This is a genomic window from Rhodanobacter koreensis (assembly GCF_054782855.1).
This window is the reverse complement of sequence record NZ_BAAGRR010000002.1, coordinates 1292645-1310457: the sequence shown is the minus strand read 5'-3', so window position 1 is coordinate 1310457 and position 17813 is coordinate 1292645. Positions and strand designations below refer to the sequence as shown.

At 63.7% G+C, this 17813-nt stretch carries 16 protein-coding genes; 8 read left to right on the top strand and 8 right to left on the bottom strand.

Annotation, left to right across the window (positions count from 1 at the left end; all coding sequences use genetic code 11):
• The first annotated feature begins 118 nt into the window (after window positions 1–118).
• A complete protein-coding gene (locus ACYVKM_RS11800; RefSeq protein WP_460877776.1) occupies window positions 119–1042 on the top strand; it encodes a 5'-nucleotidase in 924 nt (307 codons plus the stop codon).
• A gap of 34 nt (window positions 1043–1076) precedes the next feature.
• On the opposite strand, the gene ACYVKM_RS11795 is transcribed toward ACYVKM_RS11800, so the two are convergent.
• From ACYVKM_RS11795 to ACYVKM_RS11780, 4 genes are all read right to left on the bottom strand, one after another.
• Window positions 1077–1967, bottom strand: coding sequence for an aldo/keto reductase (locus ACYVKM_RS11795; protein WP_460877775.1), 891 nt, complete (start codon window positions 1965–1967; stop codon window positions 1077–1079).
• Window positions 1968–2079: 112 nt separating this feature from the next.
• Entirely contained in the window at window positions 2080–2919 is an 840-nt protein-coding gene (locus tag ACYVKM_RS11790; RefSeq protein ID WP_460877774.1) for a transporter, read from the bottom strand.
• Between the two features lie 286 nt (window positions 2920–3205).
• A complete protein-coding gene (locus ACYVKM_RS11785; protein ID WP_460877773.1) occupies window positions 3206–3841 on the bottom strand; it encodes a LysE family translocator in 636 nt (211 codons plus the stop codon).
• Entirely contained in the window at window positions 3838–4698 is an 861-nt protein-coding gene (locus ACYVKM_RS11780) for an NIPSNAP family protein (protein ID WP_460877772.1), read from the bottom strand. Before ACYVKM_RS11780 ends, ACYVKM_RS11785 begins: the two co-directional genes overlap by 4 nt.
• A gap of 95 nt (window positions 4699–4793) precedes the next feature.
• Here ACYVKM_RS11780 and ACYVKM_RS11775 point away from each other — a divergent pair, with 95 nt between their 5' ends.
• Window positions 4794–5756, top strand: a complete 963-nt coding sequence (locus ACYVKM_RS11775; protein ID WP_460877771.1) for a helix-turn-helix transcriptional regulator — start codon at window positions 4794–4796, stop codon at window positions 5754–5756.
• 6 nt (window positions 5757–5762) lie between these two features.
• On the opposite strand, the gene ACYVKM_RS11770 is transcribed toward ACYVKM_RS11775, so the two are convergent.
• Window positions 5763–6638 (bottom strand): DMT family transporter, encoded by an 876-nt coding sequence (locus ACYVKM_RS11770; protein WP_460877770.1) that lies wholly within the window; start codon window positions 6636–6638, stop codon window positions 5763–5765.
• 178 nt (window positions 6639–6816) lie between these two features.
• On the opposite strand from ACYVKM_RS11770, the gene ACYVKM_RS11765 reads away from it, so the two are divergent.
• The 5 genes from ACYVKM_RS11765 to ACYVKM_RS11745 all read left to right on the top strand — a co-directional run bounded on the left by ACYVKM_RS11765 (window position 6817) and on the right by ACYVKM_RS11745 (window position 12000).
• Complete coding sequence (locus ACYVKM_RS11765) at window positions 6817–7986, top strand: acyl-CoA dehydrogenase family protein (protein ID WP_460877769.1); 1170 nt, start codon at window positions 6817–6819, stop codon at window positions 7984–7986.
• Between the two features lie 16 nt (window positions 7987–8002).
• On the top strand, window positions 8003–8551 hold the full coding sequence (locus tag ACYVKM_RS11760) for a GNAT family N-acetyltransferase (RefSeq protein WP_460877768.1): 549 nt from the start codon (window positions 8003–8005) through the stop codon (window positions 8549–8551).
• 20 nt (window positions 8552–8571) lie between these two features.
• Window positions 8572–9045 carry a hypothetical protein gene (locus ACYVKM_RS11755; RefSeq protein ID WP_460877767.1) on the top strand — a complete coding sequence of 158 codons (474 nt, stop codon included), beginning with the start codon at window positions 8572–8574 and terminating at the stop codon, window positions 9043–9045.
• 14 nt (window positions 9046–9059) lie between these two features.
• Window positions 9060–9644 carry a glutathione S-transferase family protein gene (locus ACYVKM_RS11750; protein WP_460877826.1) on the top strand — a complete coding sequence of 195 codons (585 nt, stop codon included), beginning with the start codon at window positions 9060–9062 and terminating at the stop codon, window positions 9642–9644.
• 61 nt (window positions 9645–9705) lie between these two features.
• The gene (locus ACYVKM_RS11745; RefSeq protein WP_460877766.1) at window positions 9706–12000 is read left to right on the top strand and encodes a thiamine pyrophosphate-dependent enzyme; all 2295 of its coding nucleotides are present in this window, start codon (window positions 9706–9708) and stop codon (window positions 11998–12000) included.
• Window positions 12001–12015: 15 nt separating this feature from the next.
• On the opposite strand, the gene ACYVKM_RS11740 is transcribed toward ACYVKM_RS11745, so the two are convergent.
• Complete coding sequence (locus ACYVKM_RS11740; protein WP_460877765.1) at window positions 12016–13764, bottom strand: sensor domain-containing diguanylate cyclase; 1749 nt, start codon at window positions 13762–13764, stop codon at window positions 12016–12018.
• 448 nt (window positions 13765–14212) lie between these two features.
• A complete protein-coding gene (locus ACYVKM_RS11735) occupies window positions 14213–16237 on the bottom strand; it encodes a S9 family peptidase (protein WP_460877764.1) in 2025 nt (674 codons plus the stop codon).
• A 134-nt stretch (window positions 16238–16371) separates the two neighbouring features.
• Between ACYVKM_RS11735 and ACYVKM_RS11730 the strand changes: the two genes are divergently transcribed.
• Window positions 16372–16668 (top strand): hypothetical protein, encoded by a 297-nt coding sequence (locus ACYVKM_RS11730; RefSeq protein ID WP_460877763.1) that lies wholly within the window; start codon window positions 16372–16374, stop codon window positions 16666–16668.
• A gap of 282 nt (window positions 16669–16950) precedes the next feature.
• Here the strand turns inward: ACYVKM_RS11730 and ACYVKM_RS11725 are convergent, their stop codons facing one another.
• Window positions 16951–17805 (bottom strand): hypothetical protein, encoded by an 855-nt coding sequence (locus ACYVKM_RS11725; RefSeq protein WP_460877762.1) that lies wholly within the window; start codon window positions 17803–17805, stop codon window positions 16951–16953.
• Window positions 17806–17813 lie beyond the last annotated feature (8 nt).

The window sequence follows — 17813 nt, the reverse complement described above, 5'->3', positions numbered from 1 at the left end:
ATTGAGGAGTGAGTGGAGAGGAGTGAGGAATGAGAAAAGAGAGGAACGGCGGAGCCGGCTTTCTCTCACTCCTCACTCCTCTCCACTCACTTCTTGCTCAATGCGCTAGATTCGCATCATGACCCAGCCAACCGTCCACGATCCGGCCGCCATCAACGACAACCGGCTCACCGTCGCGATTTCCTCGCGCGCCCTGTTCGACCTCGGCGACAGCCATGCGTTGTTCGAGCGCGATGGGCTCGATGCGTACCGTTCGTTCCAGATCGACCACGAGAACGAGATCCTGAAACCTGGCGTCGCATTCCCGCTGGTGCAGAAACTGCTCGGACTCAACAAGCTGGCCGGCGACGTGCCACCGGTCGAGGTGATCCTGCTGTCGCGCAATTCCGGCGACACCGGCCTGCGCATCTTCAACGCGATCCAGCACTACGGGCTGGAGATCAGCCGCGCCGCGTTCACCAGCGGGGCACCGACCTCCGACTACATTGCCCCGTTCAAGGCCGACCTGTTCCTCTCCGCCAATGCCGAGGATGTCGGTCGTGCGCTCGCTGCCGGTGTGGCGGCTGCAACGATCCTGCCCAGCACCGCACCGCCGCGTGCCACCGAACAGCTGCGTATCGCGTTCGACGGCGATGCGGTGATCTTCGGTGACGAGGGCGAGCGCGTGTCGCGCGAGGAAGGTCTTGAAGCGTTCCACCGCAGCGAAACCGAACATGCCGCGGAGCCGCTGTCGGTCGGCCCGTTCCGCGGCTTCCTCACCGCCTTGCATCGCCTGCAGACCGCGTTCCCGGCGGAAGACTCGCCGATCCGCACCGCCCTGGTCACCGCACGTTCCGCGCCGGCGCACAAGCGCGTGATCCTCACGCTGCGTCGCTGGGGTGTGCGCATCGATGAAGCCTTGTTCCTCGGTGGGCGCGATAAAGGCCCGTTTCTCGACGCGTTCGGCGCCGATATCTTCTTCGACGACTCGCCGGCCAACGTGGAGTCGGCACGCAAGCACGTGGCGACGGGGCATGTGCCGCATGGCGTGAGCAACCGCTGAGGGGCCGCCGGTATGGCTGCGGGAAGCCGCGCCGTCAGGGCACGGCGTATCCCTTGCTCGCCGTCCAGATCGCATACCAGTCCTCGGCGTCCAGCTTCACACCGAGTGCGGCGACTGCATCGCGCAATCCGTCGATGCGGCCGCTGCCGGTGATCGGATGCGGCCGCGAGGGATGGCGCAGAATCCATGCATAAGCCAGGGTGGCGAGGCCGATGCCCAGCCGCGCGGCGATGGGTTCCATCTCGGCGCGCAGGCGCGCGACCTGGGCATCCGCGCCGTGGAACAGTCGTCCGCCGCCCAGCGGCGACCATATCATCGGACGCAGGCCGAGCTGCTGCGCCTGATCGAGCGTACCGTCGCCGAGCGCGTCCATCGACAGTACCGACAATTCGACCTGATTGGTCGCCAGCGGGTGATGCTGGTGCAGCAGGGCGAACTGACTGGCGGTGTGGTTGGACACCCCCCAATGTGCCACCTTGCCCTCGCGGGTGAGCGTGGCGAACGTGTCCGCGAGTGCCGGAGCATCCATCAGGTAATCCGGCCGATGGATCAGCACCAGATCCAGTTGTTCGGTGTGCAGATTGACCAGCGACTGCTCCACCTGCGTGCGCACGTAGGTGGCCGAGGTATCGTAGTGGTTCACCCGGTACGGCCGCTGCGTCGAGCGCAGCCGGATGCCGCACTTGGTTACCAGTTGCATATGCCCGCGCAGCGCTGGTGCGGCCTTCAGTGCCTCGCCGAACAGTGCCTCGGCGCGGTAATCGCCGTAGATGTCCGCGTGATCGAAGCTGGTGATGCCCAGCTCCAGCGCCTGTTCAATCCAGCGCACGCGCTGCGATACGGAGAGGTTCCACTCGGTCAGCCGCCACAGGCCGGCGACGACAGGTGAAAGTTCGAGGTGTTCGATGCTGGGATCACTCGGCATGACAGACCTGGCAATGATGCGATCCGTGAGTGTGCCGATCGGGGCATGTGGTCACAAGAGGCATCATTGAGCTGCCACCGGGCTGCAGCGGCTCGATGCGGCATTCGAGCATTCAGTGGACGTAGTTGATCGCTATCGCCGGGGTGATCGTGGTTGGCGTGTTGTGACCTCCCGTGATCACGCGTGTGCCAAACAAGATGCCGAGACTGGCATTCCAGTTGTACTCGATGGCTGGCGCAAAGCCGAAGGCTTCGCTGGAACCCGAGTTTTGATGGATGGTGGGCGGTGCCTGTGCGGCATCGGAACCGAGGATGTCGTATCCGCTCACGCGGGTATCGCGGTTGTGGCGATAGGTGATATCGAGCGCCAGTACCCAGCGCTGGCTCATGCTGTATTCCCAGGCCGCATTGGCGAAAAAGGAACTGCCGGGACGGGCCTCGCCGCGGAATCCATCCATCGTGCCGTAGACGCTGACGTCTTCGACGTTCGCCGTGCCGGAAAAGGATTGTGCCACGTTGAAGCGCATGCGCAGGATGCGGCCGTTGGGCAGCCAGAAGTAGGTTTGCGTGTTGAGCTGCAACGTCGTGGTGTGGGCGCCGCTGCCAAGGCCATCGAGCGGCCGATTGCCCAGCCGGTCGTACTTTCCGGTCGGCAACGTTTCCTGCAGCTGGAGCGAGATCGTCGGCAGCCAGCTGCCTTCGTGGAACTGGGTAAGCCGGTACTGCGCCTGCACACTGGTATCGCCCAGCCCGATGCCGGAACTGCCGGAACCACCGGTTACCCTGTTGTAGCCAACGACCGGGACCATGCCGACCGTCAATCGGTCGGTGAGCCCGTAAAGCAGATAGGTGAGCGATCCGAAACCGTCCGTGCGGTGCGAGGTCACATCGTAGAAATAAGGCTCGACCAGGAAGTGGCCGCGCGGCAAGGTCGCCGCCGAATTCGCCAGCATGGGACCCGTCCACCACGCATCATCCAATGACTGAGGGGTGACCGGCGCTGTCGGCGTGGCATCCGGAGCCATGGCCGCTTCGCCGGAAGCGACGGGGCCGGTTTGCGGAAATGCCGTCAGAGGCAGCAACCCGCAACCCAGTACGAACCATCGGAGAAAAAACCATGGGTAACGATGCAGCATCGGGGTTCCTGCCAAAGGTCGTTTCATTGCCTGCTTCGCGCCATGTTCGGAAATGCCGGAGGATACATTTCAGTTCACCTTGCAAGCTTCGATGCTGGCCTAATTACATACGATGCCAGCCTTCGATGCCGGTAAGCATGGCCGTGGCAATCAGCAGCGCGCCAACGCAGCGCGTGGCCAGCGTACCGGTGGCAGGTCTGCTTTGCAGCCAGCTCCGGGCGCGATCGGCCATCAGCGCCAGCCCGCCATAAATGCATAGCTGGTTGAACGCAATGATCAGCCACAGGACCAGTGCCTGCAGCCAGATCAGGCCATAGTCGGGATGCAGGAACTGCGGAAAGATCGCCAGCATGAACAAATAGGCCTTGGGATTGAGCAGGCTGGTGAACATGCCCTGGCGAAAGGTCGCCATTTTCGAACGCACGCGGGTATCCGGATGCATGCCGAACCCGGATTCGCTGCGCATCAGCGAGATGCCGATCCAGACGATGTAGAGCGCGCCGGCGAGCAGCAAGGCATTGAACGCGCCGGGGATCAGCTTGAGCAGCATGCCGATCCCCATGGCCGTCATCAGCACATGACCGACCCCGCCGGTGATGATGCCGGCTACCGCCGCCAAGCCCCGGCTGCGGCCACCAGCCAGTGCACTGCCCAGCACGAAGGCCATGTCCAGACCCGGCAGGACGATGATGCCGAAAACCAGGGCGAAGAACAGCCACAGCTGTTCGTAATGCGTCATGGCGATGCCTTGGTGGCTGCATCCGGCAACCAGCGCAGGCGCGAGCGCGGCGTCGGATCCATCACCAGGCGTTCGGGTGTGCCGCGCAGCAGGCCGGTGGCGGCCAGCGATTGTTCGACGGATGCCAGGACGGGCGCGAGTTGCCTGTCGAGCGTGGTGTTGTCCTTGACCACACCTAGCCAGACCAGAAAAGGTCCGTCGGTGCGTATCGGCAGTTGCGGAAAATTGTTTGGAACGTCCAGCGATACCAGCACACCGGAAGGATGGACGCCAGCCAGCCGATAACGGGCAAAGGCGGTTTCCGCCTGTTTCGCGAAAGCGTCCTCGCTGCCCTTTTTTACCGCGAAGATCTGCGCCACCACCACGCCCTGTGCACCGTTCTCTTCGGTGACCGGATCCACCGCGGGCAGCACCGTGATGGGCTGTTCCGGTCGTAGCGGACGCATCAGCATGACGTTGTCGCTGTCGGGAAGAATGGCGTTCACCTTGGTCCGATGCTCCTTCCACACCGGGCCGTAATAGAAGGCGGCATTGACGATCGGGCGCGCATTGATATCCCTGAAGCCGCGCAGCCAGGTGAAGCGGTTCGGGTTGCCGCGTTCGGTGAATTGTCCCAACACCATCGCGCCCAGTTGCTCGAAGGCCTCGGGGAAATAGGTATCGAAATATTTGACGAAGTGCGCCCTCTCGCCATCACTGGTGACATAGCGACGGAATTCGACGACCTGGTAATCCTGCAGGTGTTGCACGCTATCCATGGTGGTGGTCTCGCTGGAGGGTTTGCCTGGCGCTGGGATGGCTGCGCCGAGTGCGACGATGGAAACGATGCCGAACAACAGTCGTTTGATGTGCGTCATGGAAGATCCCCGGCCGGGTTGACTGGATGGGCCGGGGAGCACGGTAAGTGCAATACAGGACAAATTTCGCCCTGATTTATCGATAAAATAGGGACATGGCCTTACCCACCACACGCGTGCTGGCAGTGCTGGACCTGCTGCAGAGCCATGGCCGGATGAGCGGCGCCGAGCTGGCGCGCCGGGTGGGCGTCGATGTGCGTACGCTGCGGCGCTACATCGTGATGCTGGAGGACCTCGGCATCCCGCTGACTGCCGAACGCGGTCGTTACGGTGCGTACATGCTCGTCGCCGGCTTCAAGCTGCCGCCGATGATGTTCACCAATGACGAGGCCGTGGCGCTTTCGGTGGGGATGGTGGCTGCGCGCGGCCTGGGTCTGGCCGAGGCGGCGCCGGCAGTGGCGAGTGTGCAGGCCAAGCTGGCCCGTGTCATGCCCGACCAGTTGAAGCGGCACGTGAGCGCGATTGCCGATACGGTGAGGGTCGATCTGCAGGCTTCGGCAAATACGCCGGGCAGCAATGCGGCGTTGATTGCCCTGACCACGGCGGCGCAGGCGCAGCAACGTGTCAGCATGAGCTACGACTCGGCGCAGGGCGTACATACCGAGCGTCAGTTCGACCCTTACGGTCTGGCCTATCGGGCCGGTGCCTGGTACGCGGTTGGCATGTGTCGCCTGCGCAACGGACTGCGTTCATTCCGGCTGGACCGGATGGGCGAGGTGACGCTGCTGGAGCAGCATTTCGAGCGGCCGGCAGATTTCGATGCGCTGGAACAGCTGGTGCAGGGCATCGCCGGCATGCCGCGTGGCCGCACGATCGAGGTGCTGCTGCGCACCGATCTGCAGACAGCACGTGCCGCGTTTTCGCTCGGGTTCGGTCTGCTTGAGCCGATGGAGGATGGCGTGCTGCTGCGCAGCAGCGCCGAGGATCTGGCCTGGTTCGCGCGCCAGCTTGCGCGGCTGGCCTTCGATTTCGAGATACGGACCCCGGTCGAGCTCCGAACCGAACTGGTGCGCCATGCCACGCGGCTGCGGGACATCGCGGCGACTGACGCGGACTGACTGCCGTCAGACCATTCGTGCGCGCTTCCACCAGCCGGTGACTTGCTCTTCGCGGACCAGGGTGAACAGTCCGGCGCCGAGGATGAGCACGATGCCGATGAGCATCGGCCAGTCGAGATGATCGCCGAACAGCCAGTAGCCGAAGCCGATGGCCCACAGCATCTGGCTGTATTGCGTCGGTGCGATGCGGTTGGCCGGTGCGATCAGGGTGGCATACATCAGCAACACGCCAGCCAGCGCCGCGAGCAACCCGTAGCCGGCGAGCAGCCACCACTGGTGGAGGTTCGGCCAGACGAAGCTGGGCAGCATGAGCAGGCCACCCACGATCATCGGGCCGATCATGCCGGCACCGTACAGGCTGATGCGTTTTTCGTGCGGGCCAGCCATGCGCAGGGCGACCACCGAGACGGCGGCGACCAACCCGCACACGATGGCGGCCAGGTGACCCAGGCCGAGGTGGCGAAAGCCGGGGCGCAAGACCACCAGCACGCCGACAAAGCCGATCACCACGGCCGACCAGCGGCGCCAGCCGACATGTTCCTTCAGGAACAGCACCGATAGCAGCGTCACGAAGATAGGCATCAAAAAGATCAGCGCGAAGGTTTCGGCCATCGGCAGCAGGGTGAAGGCCACCACCGAACAGACATTGCCGACGGCGCCCGTGGCCGCACGGATCCACCACAGGGCCGGTTTCCTGGCGACCAGTACCTCGCGCCAGCGGTCGTCCCTGCCCTTGATGAAGGGCAGGGCCAGCAGGCCGAGCAAGGCGCCGAAGAAGACGGATTCGTAGGCGGGCAGGGAACCGTGCAGCGACTTCACGAAGGCATCGCTGATCGAATAGGCCGCGAAACACGCGAAGCCCAGAAGCACACCTTTGATCATGGGGGTTCCGGAGGGGACGAATGTGCCAGCGGGCATGGAGCGGCCGCAACTACGCGCTTATCGTCCCATAGCGTGGCAGGAATGCCCACTGAAGCTTGAGGTGGTGCAGGCTGGCATGACCGGGGAGGCCGCGGACCGCTACAATGCCCAGCTTTCCCGACCGCTTCCGGAACTTCGCATGGCCGCCAGTCTGAATCCGCTCGATCTGTACGATGTCCGCTCGTTGCTCACCGATGAGGAGCGCATGGTGCAGGACACCGTGGGCCGCTTCGTCGACGAGCGCGTGCTGCCGATCATCGGCGACTGCTTCGACCAGGGGCGCTTTCCGAAGGAACTGATCCCGGAGATCGCCGGCCTCGGCCTGCTCGGCGCGACGATTCCCGAGGCCTACGGTGGCGCGGGCATGAACGGCGTCAGCTATGGCCTGATCTGCCAGGAGCTGGAGCGTGGCGATTCGGGCCTGCGCAGCTTCGCTTCGGTGCAAAGCTCGCTGTGCATGTATCCGATCTATGCCTACGGCAGCGAGGAGCAGAAGCAGCAGTACCTGCCGCGGATGTCGGCCGGCGAAGTGATCGGCTGCTTCGGCCTGACCGAACCGCACGGTGGCTCCGATCCGGCCAACATGAAGACCCACGCGAAGAAGGATGGCGGCGACTGGGTCATCAACGGCGCCAAGATGTGGATCACCAACGGCAACCTCGCGCATATCGCGATCGTGTGGGCGCAGACCGGGGACGGCATCCAGGGCTTCGTGGTGCCGACCGACACCGCTGGCTTCAAGGCGCAGGAAATCCACAAGAAGATGAGCCTGCGCGCCTCGGTCACCTCGGCACTGTTCTTCGACAACGTGCGGGTGCCGGACAGTGCGCGGCTGCCGAACGTGAAAGGCCTGAAGGGCCCGCTGGGCTGCCTCACGCAGGCGCGCTACGGGATTACCTGGGGCCCGATCGGCGCCGCGCAGGCATGCCTGAAGGAAGTGCTCGACTATACGAAGGAACGCATCCTGTTCGACCGTCCGCTGGCCGCCAATCAGGCCGTGCAACTGAAGATGGCCGACATGGCCCGCCGCATCACCACGGCGCAGTTGCTGTCGCTGCAACTGGGGCGCCTGAAGGACGCCGGCAAGATGCAGCCGACCCAGGTCTCGTTGGCGAAATGGAACAACTGCCGCATGGCGATCGACATTGCACGCGAGTGTCGCGACATCCTCGGCGGCGCAGGCATCACCACCGAGCATGGCGCGATCCGCCACGCGTTGAACCTGGAATCGGTCATCACTTATGAAGGCACCGAGACCGTGCACCAGCTGGTGGTCGGTCGCGAGCTGACCGGCATCAACGCATTCTGATTTCGCCGAGGCGCGCATGGACCTCTCGACACTGCGCATCGAAACCGACCGGCTGGTCCTGCGTCCGACCAGGGCAGAAGACTTTGAAGGCTGGGTCCTGCTGATGGCCGATGCGGTCAATGCGCATCACATCGGTGGCCCGCAGCCGCGGTCGGTGGCCTGGCGCGGCTTTCTGAGCATGGCCGGTGCATGGGCGATCCAGGGTTTCGGCATGTTCTCGGTGATCGAGAAATCCACTGGTCGCTGGATCGGGCGGCTGGGGCCGTGGCGCCCCGACGGCTGGCCCGGTGACGAAGTGGGCTGGGGACTGCTGCCGGATGCCCAGGGCAGGGGTTACGCGCTGGAGGGCGCCACTGCAGCCATGGACTGGGCATTCGACACGCTCGGCTGGCATGAAGTGATCCACTGCATCGCACCGGACAACCTCGCGTCCCAGGCCGTCGCGTGCAAGCTCGGTTCGAAGCTGCTGCGGGCAGGCCAACTGCCCGAACCGTATCAGGATCTCCCGATCGACATCTGGGGTCAGACGCGCGAGCAATGGCGGCAACGTCGTGTGCAGGCATGAATCCATCGATCCATGCCGATATGGATGAAATGCTGCGCGACACTCTCGTCGCGGTCGTGCCGGATCTGCACCGCTGCTGTCGTGATCCATGGGCATTGATCGGCAGCGCCGCTGCGCGCCTGACTGGAGCCGATGTATCGGTCGCGGATCTGGACGTGCTGACCAGTGTTCGTGATGCAGAGACCCTGATCGGCGAATGGCAGACGCGACGCGAAGGCATGCATGTGCCTGCCAGCCCCGAGTGCTTTCGTTCGAGTTATGCCCGCTTCCATTTTCCGCAAATGCCGGTGGAAGTCATGGGTGGGCTTGAGCTGTTCGGCGAGAATGGCTGGGCACCGGTGCAGGTCGGTGAAACCGACATGATCGATATAGGCGGCGTGGCAGTGACGGTTCCGACCATCGCCGAACAGCTCCGGATCCTGGAAAGTTTCGGCCGCCCGAAAGACCTTCATCGAGCGGCATTGCTGAAGTCATTGTGCGAGGAGCGGTTGTGATCACCATCTACGGCATGCGTGCCTCCGGTAACTGCTACAAGCTGCAGTTGCTGCTCGACCAGCTCGGTCGCGACTATCGCTGGGTGGATGTGGACAGCGCGCATGGCGCCACCCGCACGCCGGAATATCTGGCGAAGAATCCGAACGGCAAGGTGCCGCTGCTGGAGCTGGAGGATGGCCGGCGCCTCGCCGAGTCCGATGCGATCCTGTGTTATCTCGCCGAAAGCACGCCGTTCCTGCCGGACGATGCATGGCTGCGTGCGCAGACGTTGCAGTGGCTGTTCTTCGAGCAGTACAGCCACGAGCCGTGCATCGCCGTGGCCCGCTTCATCCGCGGCTGGTTGCCGCACGACCATCCGCGTCAGGCCGAAGTGCCGGCACTGCTGCAGAAGGGCATGCAGGTGCTGGCGGTGATGGAACAGCATCTTGCCGGGCGTGACTGGTTCGTCGGTGACAGTTACGGCATCGCCGACATCGCATTGTTTGCATATACCCATTGTGCGGGTGATGGCGGCTTCGATCTGCAGGCGTTCCCGCATATCCGTCGCTGGCTCGCGCGTGTGCAGGCTCAGCCGGGCTTTACGCCGATGCAGTCATGATCCGGCGCCCACAGAAAAACCGTCAAACGTACCTCTCATCATCTTCCAAGCGATAACTACCATGTCCCTTCCGTTTGCCATCAGCGCCCGCCACAAGGGCTTCAATCGTGCCGAGATCGTCGATCAGAACTTCATCGAGTTCGTGCAACTGTGGCAGGGCGAGGCACATGCCGCGCCGCGTGACGACCGACGGGAGTCCGCAAGGGACAATGAACCGGTGTTGCCGGGCAGCGCGCTGGATGCACGTGGTTTCCGCGAACTGCTCGAATCGCAACTGATCTCGCGCCACCTCGACCTGATGGCGCGCGTGCTGCGCGTGCAAAACAAGGTGTTCTACACCATCGGCAGTTCCGGTCACGAAGGCAACGCGATGGTGGCGCGGCTGACCCGGCATACCGACCCGGCGTTCCTGCATTATCGCTCCGGCGGTTTCATGGCCGAGCGCTTCCGCAAGTTGCCGGGGATGGATCCTGTGATGGATTCGGCACTGTCGTTCGCCGCCAGCAAGGACGATCCGGCGTCCGGCGGCCGCCACAAGGTATGGGGCAGCAAGCCGTTGTGGGTGCTGCCGCAGACTTCGACAATTGCCTCGCACCTGCCCAAGGCGCTCGGCACGGCGGTGGCGATCGAGCAGGCGCGGCGCATCGGTCATCAACTGCCGATACCCGATGACAGCATCACGATCTGCTCGTTTGGCGATGCGTCCAGCAATCATGCCAGTGCACAGACCGCGTTCAACACCGCGGCATGGACGGCGTACCAGAAGCTGCCGGCACCGGTGCTGTTCGTATGCGAGGACAACGGCATCGGCATCTCGGTGAAGACGCCGGCCGGCTGGGTCGCCAGCAACTTCCAGCAGCGCTCCAACCTGGACTACTTCTTTGCCGACGGCCTCGACCTGGCTGAAGGCTACGCGCAGGTGCAGCGTGCGGTGGAACATTGCCGCACGACGCGCCGGCCGACCTTCCTGCATCTGAAGACCACCCGTGTGATGGGCCATGCCGGCACCGATTTCGAGATCGAGTGGCGCAGCATCGAGGAGCTGTTCGCGGTCGAGGCGACCGATCCGCTGCTGCGCTCGGCGGCCATTGCGCTGGAGTCGGGCCTGTACAGCAAGGACGAGCTGCTGAATCTCTACGAGGCGACCCGCAAGCGCTGCTTCGCCGCAGCCGAAGATGCGGATTCACGGCATCGGCTTACCTCATTGGCCGATGTGATGAAGCCGCTGGCGCCGTACACGCCGGCCGCGGTGAAGGCAGAAGCCGAGCGTGACGACTACGCCGACAGGCGCCTGGCTGTATTTGGTGGCGAAGCGAAGCTGCCGGAAAAGCTGCCGCCGCGGCATCTGGCGATCCAGATCGGCCAGGCCCTGCATGACCTGCTGGCGAAGTATCCGCAGGCGCTGTTGTTCGGTGAGGATGTGGCGCAGAAGGGTGGTGTGTATACCGTTACCAAGGGCCTCAACAAGACCTTCAAGGGTGGCCGCGTATTCAACACGCTGCTGGACGAAACCATGATCCTCGGCCTTGCCCAGGGCTACGCCAACATGGGCATGCTGCCCATGCCGGAGATCCAGTACCTGGCTTATTTCCACAACGCCTGCGACCAGATCCGCGGCGAGGCGGCCTCGCTGCAGTTCTTCTCCAACGACCAGTACCGCAATCCGATGGTGATGCGCGTCGCCTCGCTGGGGTATCAGAAGGGTTTCGGCGGCCATTTCCACAACGACAATTCGATTACCGCGCTGCGCGACATTCCCGGTCTCGTCGTCGGCTGCGCCAGCCGCGGCGACGATGCGGCGACGATGCTGCGCACGATGATGGCGCTGGCCAAGGTCGACGGCCGCGTCTGCGCCTTCCTCGAACCGATCGCGCTGTACATGACCAAGGATCTGCACGAGGCCGGCGATGGCCAGTGGCAGTTCGATTATCCGGCGCCCGGTGCGGCGATGACCCTAGGCGAAGGCCGCATTTACGACGATATGGCGAACGACCTGGTGGTATTCACCTTCGGCAACGGTGTGCCGATGGCCTTGCGCGCAGCACGCACCATCGAGAAAGAGCAGGGTTGGAAGGTGCGTGTCATCGACCTGCGCTGGCTGGCGCCGCTCAACGACGCGTTCATCGCCGCCCAGGCGAAGACGGCTAAACGCATCCTGGTGCTGGACGAGGGACGCAAGAGCGCCGGCGTGGGCGAGGGCGTGATCACCGCGATCGTCGAGGGCGGTTGCGGCGCCACGCCGATGCGCCGCGTGGTGGGCGCCGATACCTTCACGCCGCTGGCAGGCGCGGCGTTGCTGGTGCTGCCGGGCGAGGCCGAGGTGGTGGCGGCGGCACGGGAACTGGCCGAGCGTTGAGCGCGACCGTCACATTCAATGGTCGCGCTCGCGCGTCTCGACCACGTGCAGCAGCCGGCGCGAGGACACGTTTATCAGCTTGCTGCCGGCGTACAGGCTTACCCGGTTGCGTCCGTTGAGCTTGGCATCGTACATCGCCTGATCGGCGCGCTCGACGAGTGATTCCACGTCATCGCCGTCCTGCCGCATGGCGATGCCGATGCTGATGCTGAGCAGTTGCGCATCTTCGCTCACCGGGATTTCCAGCCGGTGCACGCGTCGGCACAAGCGGGTGGCGACCTGCATCGCCTGCTGCGCGGAGGCGCCGTCGAGCAGGGCGACAAACTCCTCGCCGCCGTAGCGACCGAGCAGGTCACCGGGGCGCAACTCCGCAAGCAGGGACTTGGCCACGGCGACGAGTGCGCGGTCGCCGGTATTGTGGCCCCGGTAATCATTCAGCAGCTTGAAATGATCGAGGTCCAGAAACAGCAGGGCGATCGGTCGTGGAGGCATGCATGCCAGCAACACGCCTGCGCGTTCGCTCCACGCACGCCGGTTGAGTATGTTGGTAAGCGCGTCATGATCGGCGAGCACGCGCACGATGTCGCGATCGTGGCGTAACCGCAATGCGCGATCGGCCAGTCCCAGCGACAGCACCACGGCCTCGAACGCGCCGCCGGCGAGGCTGGCATCGTTGAGCCAGCCCAGTTGAGGCAGCGCACCGTTGACCTGGGAGCTGGTCATCGCGGTGAGCAACAGCAGCGGTGTCCAGCCGACGAGGAAGAACCACGCCTGGCGCGAACCACGCGCGGCTGCGACGATCGCGGCAGTCAGCAGCAGGGTCGCGCCGATCATCAGTAGCGGATTGAGCAGGACCTGCGCCACTTCGATCAAGAGGGGGATTTGGCTGAAGCGCATCAGCACCAGCTGGATCATGCCGATGGACAATGCCACGATCGGCACCCGCAACAGGGGGGCGTAGCGTCGCAGTTCGCAGAACCGCATCATGAACAGTGCAGCGAACGACACCGACAACGCGACCGCCACCGAGCCGGCAGTCACGATCATGCCGGACAGCCATGCCCATCCCAGCGGATGGAACACGAAGCCTGTCTGGATACCCTGGATCAGCGCGTAGCAGACCACGTAACCGGCATACCAGGCATAAGTGATGTCGCGCAGCATCAGTGCGAAGCACAAGGCCATCAGCACCATGGCCAGCATTACCGCGAAGCAGGCGCTGGCGAACACCAGCCATTGCGCATCCTGCTGCATGTAGTCAGCCCATGGCAGCAGGCTGAAACTCACCGGCGCGCTCAGCGTCTCCGTGGACTCGAACTTCAGCAGGATCGGCTCCGACGCGGCCTGGTCGGCGGGTATGCGCCATGCCAGTCGACCATGCCCATGGATGGGGGTGCTGAAGTCGTCCAGCGCCAGCGTCCAGGACTGATCGCGTTCATACACCGTGACCGCACCCAGCGGAGGCGGGTAGATCGTCAGCACGCGTTCGCGGTTGTCCCACGGCGGTTGCGGCGCGATGACCACCCAGCTGCCCTTTGCGCCATGCGGGAACCGTTCGAGCAGGGATGGATTGAAACTCTGCAGCAGGCCATTGTGGTACTCGTCCAGCACGGTCTGCGGCGTGTCGCCGGTGCTGACTTCGCGCCAGGCGCCGTTCAATGGCGTGGAAGCGTGGGCCAGACCCAGCCATAGCAGGCTCAGCACAAAACCGATCCATGACCGCCAATGGCGATCTGATGCCGGTACTGTGACAAGCCTCTCCATTTGCCTTCCCCCGCCCTGCGATACTCCTGCGGAACTGCAAGTGCACGATTCGTGCAGTAGTTGGCCACTGCCGCCTCTGCGGCAAGTTTGCCCTCGTGCTGCGGCATCCCCATCTCGGATGGCCGGTCGATCCGGCCATTATGGATCGAACGGGTTCCGCCGGAACAGCACCGCCTCCACCGTAACCTCAAGCACTGGTCATGCCAAGGCCAGTCTCGATCCGGCAATCGCCGGAGTTGGCGCATCCGTGTGCACGCACCAGGGTCACTGGCATGTCCTGGCCGTCTGCTGGCATGGTCGGCCAGGTTCAGATTGGACGTGGAGCGTCATCCGCGGCACCGTACCAGGAGGCATTCATGTGCAGCCCTGGTCCGGTCGCCATTCGCCTGCCTGAGGATCAGGTACGGCAGCTCTCCATGCTGCCGGTGCTGATTCGCAGGTGAAGAACTCAAGGGGCGTGTGGCTGTGGATCGCGTTTCGGGTCACTCAGATGCTGCGTCATCCAGCCCACCCAGCGCCGGTACACGTCGGTGGTACGCACGATGTCCTTCGGGAAATGGGTGTCGACCGGGTAGGCGTAGAACTCCACCGGCACGCCGTTGTCGCGCAGCGCGTGGTACCACTCGTAGCTGTTCACCAGCGGCACATTGGGGTCGCCGACGTCGCCCATGATCAGGGTCGGTGCGGTGACGTTGTGTGCATAGGCGATCGGCGACTGTTCACGCCAGATGTCGTGGTCCTTCGCCGTCCACGGCGAGCCGCCGAAGAAATAGGTGTCGCCGGTCTGGTAATACGACACGGTGTAGTCCATGACCCAGTCGGTCAGGGCGGCGCCGGACACGGCCGCCTTCCACACCGGATAGTGGCCGGTGAGCCAGGTGGTCATGTAGCCACCGTACGACCAGCCGGTGACGCCGATGCGTTGCGCGTCCACGATGCCGAGCCTCTGCACCGCGTCCACGCCTGCCATCACGTCCTTGCCCGGACCCACGCCGGTATCGCGGAAGATCGCGTGCTGGTAGGCATCGCCGAGATTGGTGCTGCCACGGTAATTCGGCTGGAACACCACGAAGCCCTGGGCTGCCAGCAATTGAGGCAGCGGCGAGAACTTCACTGTTGACGCAGCCTCCGGGCCGCCGTGGATCACCAGTACCAGCGGATAGGTCTGGCCGCGCTGGTAGCCGACCGGGTAGGTGAGCGCACCGTCCTCGTGGAAACCGTCTGGTCCCTGCCATTCGATCGACTCGGTGCGACCGAGCGCCAGGTTGTCGACGAATGCATTGATGTCGGTGAGCCGGCGCGGTTTCGCGCTGACCGAATCCATCACATACAACTCGCCCGGATGCGTCGCGGTGGTGCCGACGAAGGCCAGTACACCGGTCTTCGACACGCTGACCTCGGTGCCGGCTTCCACTCCGTCAAGGTCGAGCTTGTGCGCGGCACCCGACAGCGGCTGTTCCCACAGCGCCGCATGGGTGCCTTCCTCGCCGGCCAGCAGCAAACCCTTGCCTCGCGGCAGCCAGGCGTAGCTGTTGAAGTTGCGTGCCAGCGCCTGGGTGACATCGCGGGTGCTGCCGTTGACGGTGACATAAACGGCATTGCCGTTGTTCTGGTCGCCGTCGCGCGGGCGCATGAAGGCAAAGTTGTCACTGTCAGGCGCATACATGACATCGGTCGAGCCCTCCGCGGCTGCCAGGGTCCGCGGCTCGCCGCCGCCGGTATCCACGGCGGCAATCACCGAATGGAACGACGGTCCCCAATACGGACCGGGGAAGCGGGTGAACGCGATACTGCGTCCTTCACGGCTCCATGCCGGCACGGGTGCATCGTCCTGCTGGTCGGTCTGCAGGCTGTAGCTGCCCTGGGTGAGTCGCCTGGCCGTGCCGCCTGCGCTGGGCACCACCCACAAGTGCCAGGGGGTGAGCGCGGTGCGGGTAAGGAAATGGTTGTCGGTCACCTGGAACGCATCGTCATGCTGTTTCAGGGCCTTGGCGTTGGCTGCTTCATCGGCACTGACGAAGGCGAGCTGCTTGCCGTCCGGACTCCAGCTGTACGCATCCACGCCATGCTTGATCTCGGTGACACGCAGCGCGTCGCCACCGTCCATCGGCATCACGAACAGCTGGTCTTCCTTCGTGTCCGCATCCTTGGCGAGAAAGGCCAGCCGGGTGCCGTCCGGCGACCAGCGTGGCGACGAGATGTCCTCGCGTTTCCAGGTCAGCGCACGGCGCGTACCGCTGGCCACATCCACCAGGTCGAGCTCCTGCTTGCTCTTGTCGGTTTTCCAGTCCGGCGTGGAAACGATCACCGCGATGCGTTTGCCGTCGGGCGAGATCTGCGGCTCGCCGAGGTTCACGATCTTCTGCAGGTCGCCGAGCTGGAACGCCGGTGCGCCCGTGGCGGCAGCAAGTGCCGACAACGGCAACGCAAGCGCACAGCAGGCCGCGAAAGCAAAATATCCGGTGGACTTCATGAAGTACTCCCATCCCGGGCATGCGACTGGCGCGACGGTGTGCGATGCACGTCATCACGCAGCCAGAAAGTGAATCTCGGCAGGTAGATTCCCGACGGGGAGATTGGCACGCCGCCCGGTTCCCGGAGAAGTGCATGTCGGCACATGTCATCGGGCCGGCAGGCAGGATCGGGCGGCCGGAGCTGGAGTACGATCTGGCCATCCGGACCGAAAGCATCGAGGTTGCCTTGAACGCATCGACACTGCTGTGGGGCGTCCTGTTCGGCTCGGTCGGACTCGGTTTCTTCATCTACGGCAAGAAACAGCGGGCGATCGTTCCGCTGGTATGCGGACTGGCACTCATGGTGTTTCCCTATTTTGTGTCGGGCACCGTGCTGCTGATTGCCATTGGCGTGGCGCTGATGGCGATTCCCTACTTCGTCAGGGTGTGAAAAAAGCAGGCAACCTAAACGTCGTCACCACCATGAGCGAACCGACAATACCAAGCACGACGGAGCAGACGACGAAAAGCCAAGTTGGGATTCGGACTCGCGACATGAGGCTCTAACGCCTGAATTTAGTGGAGCGAAGCCGCGCAGCGGACGAGCATCCGCTGGAATGAGTAGTTAGGCGACAATTGGCCGACAGCTACCAGACCGCAACTGCCACCGGAAATACTCGCTTCTCGACAACTGAACGTCCATTGCGACACGCAACGAGGATCAGCATGCGCTCTATGACGCGAGACCGATCGGTTTGGCCATAAACGCATAAGCGATAAGGATTGCGACGACAGTGAGGCCGAGATAAACCGCAGCGACGAGCAGGAGACGACCCGCGGGTGGTCCGCCCTCGCTCATCTCGCCTGCGAGAATAACAAAACCCAGTCCGATCCCGACCAGCAGGGCGAAGCCCCATCGCACCCATCCGACCGGACCCCGGTCAGGCGCGTCGGCCGAAGCGACACTCCCTTTCCCCGGCAATATCGCTGGGAGGAAAAAACTGATCGGAGCGAAGAGAATCACGTCGCCGAAGACGATCGTTAGCAGGTGAGGAAGGAATGCCGAAATCAGCCCCTCTGGGTAGAAGGAGAGGGCCAGAGTGCATGCGGAGGTGACTAGGGCCGCCTTTCCCCACAATGGTGGAGCGGCCGCGCGAGGATTTCGACTGGACCGCTTGATCAGAAACAGTGTGCCGGTAGCGAGGACGGTCATGCCAATGATCAGTGCGACAAGCTCATTTCCCGCAGCCACGCCAAGCCATGCGGACGGATGACGCGCCATCGCGATAGCGTCGCTCGCGACCATGACGTAAACGGTGAGGACGATTGCAGCCTCGGAACGCAGGAGGTAAAGCTCCACTGCGGCTGAAGCCGTGGTTCGCCTGGGGCGGAATGCGCGGAAGAGAGAGACCGCGGCGAGCAGTGCCCCGCCAAGCACGGCGAATGAGCTGACTGCATCATAAGGATCGTCGCCGAAAGGAATTATTGGCCGAAGGTCCGGATCATGCTTCGCGAACATGAACGCGCACCACGAAACCATCGCGAGAGCCGTGACCACTACTGCGTTCCGCTTCAGCGAGTTCGGCATCGATGGCT

What these genes read in the sequence shown, in the direction of transcription:
- ACYVKM_RS11750 (WP_460877826.1), top strand. Translation starts at nt 9,060, where the DNA reads ATGCGTGCCTCCGGTAACTGCTACAAGCTGCAGTTGCTGCTCGACCAG.
- ACYVKM_RS11780 (WP_460877772.1), bottom strand. Translation starts at nt 4,698, where the DNA reads ATGACGCACATCAAACGACTGTTGTTCGGCATCGTTTCCATCGTCGCA.
- ACYVKM_RS11760 (WP_460877768.1), top strand. Translation starts at nt 8,003, where the DNA reads ATGGACCTCTCGACACTGCGCATCGAAACCGACCGGCTGGTCCTGCGT.
- ACYVKM_RS11770 (WP_460877770.1), bottom strand. Translation starts at nt 6,638, where the DNA reads ATGATCAAAGGTGTGCTTCTGGGCTTCGCGTGTTTCGCGGCCTATTCG.
- ACYVKM_RS11785 (WP_460877773.1), bottom strand. Translation starts at nt 3,841, where the DNA reads ATGACGCATTACGAACAGCTGTGGCTGTTCTTCGCCCTGGTTTTCGGC.
- ACYVKM_RS11725 (WP_460877762.1), bottom strand. Translation starts at nt 17,805, where the DNA reads ATGCCGAACTCGCTGAAGCGGAACGCAGTAGTGGTCACGGCTCTCGCG.
- ACYVKM_RS11775 (WP_460877771.1), top strand. Translation starts at nt 4,794, where the DNA reads ATGGCCTTACCCACCACACGCGTGCTGGCAGTGCTGGACCTGCTGCAG.
- ACYVKM_RS11735 (WP_460877764.1), bottom strand. Translation starts at nt 16,237, where the DNA reads ATGAAGTCCACCGGATATTTTGCTTTCGCGGCCTGCTGTGCGCTTGCG.
- ACYVKM_RS11765 (WP_460877769.1), top strand. Translation starts at nt 6,817, where the DNA reads ATGGCCGCCAGTCTGAATCCGCTCGATCTGTACGATGTCCGCTCGTTG.
- ACYVKM_RS11740 (WP_460877765.1), bottom strand. Translation starts at nt 13,764, where the DNA reads ATGGAGAGGCTTGTCACAGTACCGGCATCAGATCGCCATTGGCGGTCA.
- ACYVKM_RS11795 (WP_460877775.1), bottom strand. Translation starts at nt 1,967, where the DNA reads ATGCCGAGTGATCCCAGCATCGAACACCTCGAACTTTCACCTGTCGTC.
- ACYVKM_RS11755 (WP_460877767.1), top strand. Translation starts at nt 8,572, where the DNA reads ATGGATGAAATGCTGCGCGACACTCTCGTCGCGGTCGTGCCGGATCTG.
- ACYVKM_RS11800 (WP_460877776.1), top strand. Translation starts at nt 119, where the DNA reads ATGACCCAGCCAACCGTCCACGATCCGGCCGCCATCAACGACAACCGG.
- ACYVKM_RS11730 (WP_460877763.1), top strand. Translation starts at nt 16,372, where the DNA reads ATGTCGGCACATGTCATCGGGCCGGCAGGCAGGATCGGGCGGCCGGAG.
- ACYVKM_RS11745 (WP_460877766.1), top strand. Translation starts at nt 9,706, where the DNA reads ATGTCCCTTCCGTTTGCCATCAGCGCCCGCCACAAGGGCTTCAATCGT.
- ACYVKM_RS11790 (WP_460877774.1), bottom strand. Translation starts at nt 2,919, where the DNA reads ATGCTGGCGAATTCGGCGGCGACCTTGCCGCGCGGCCACTTCCTGGTC.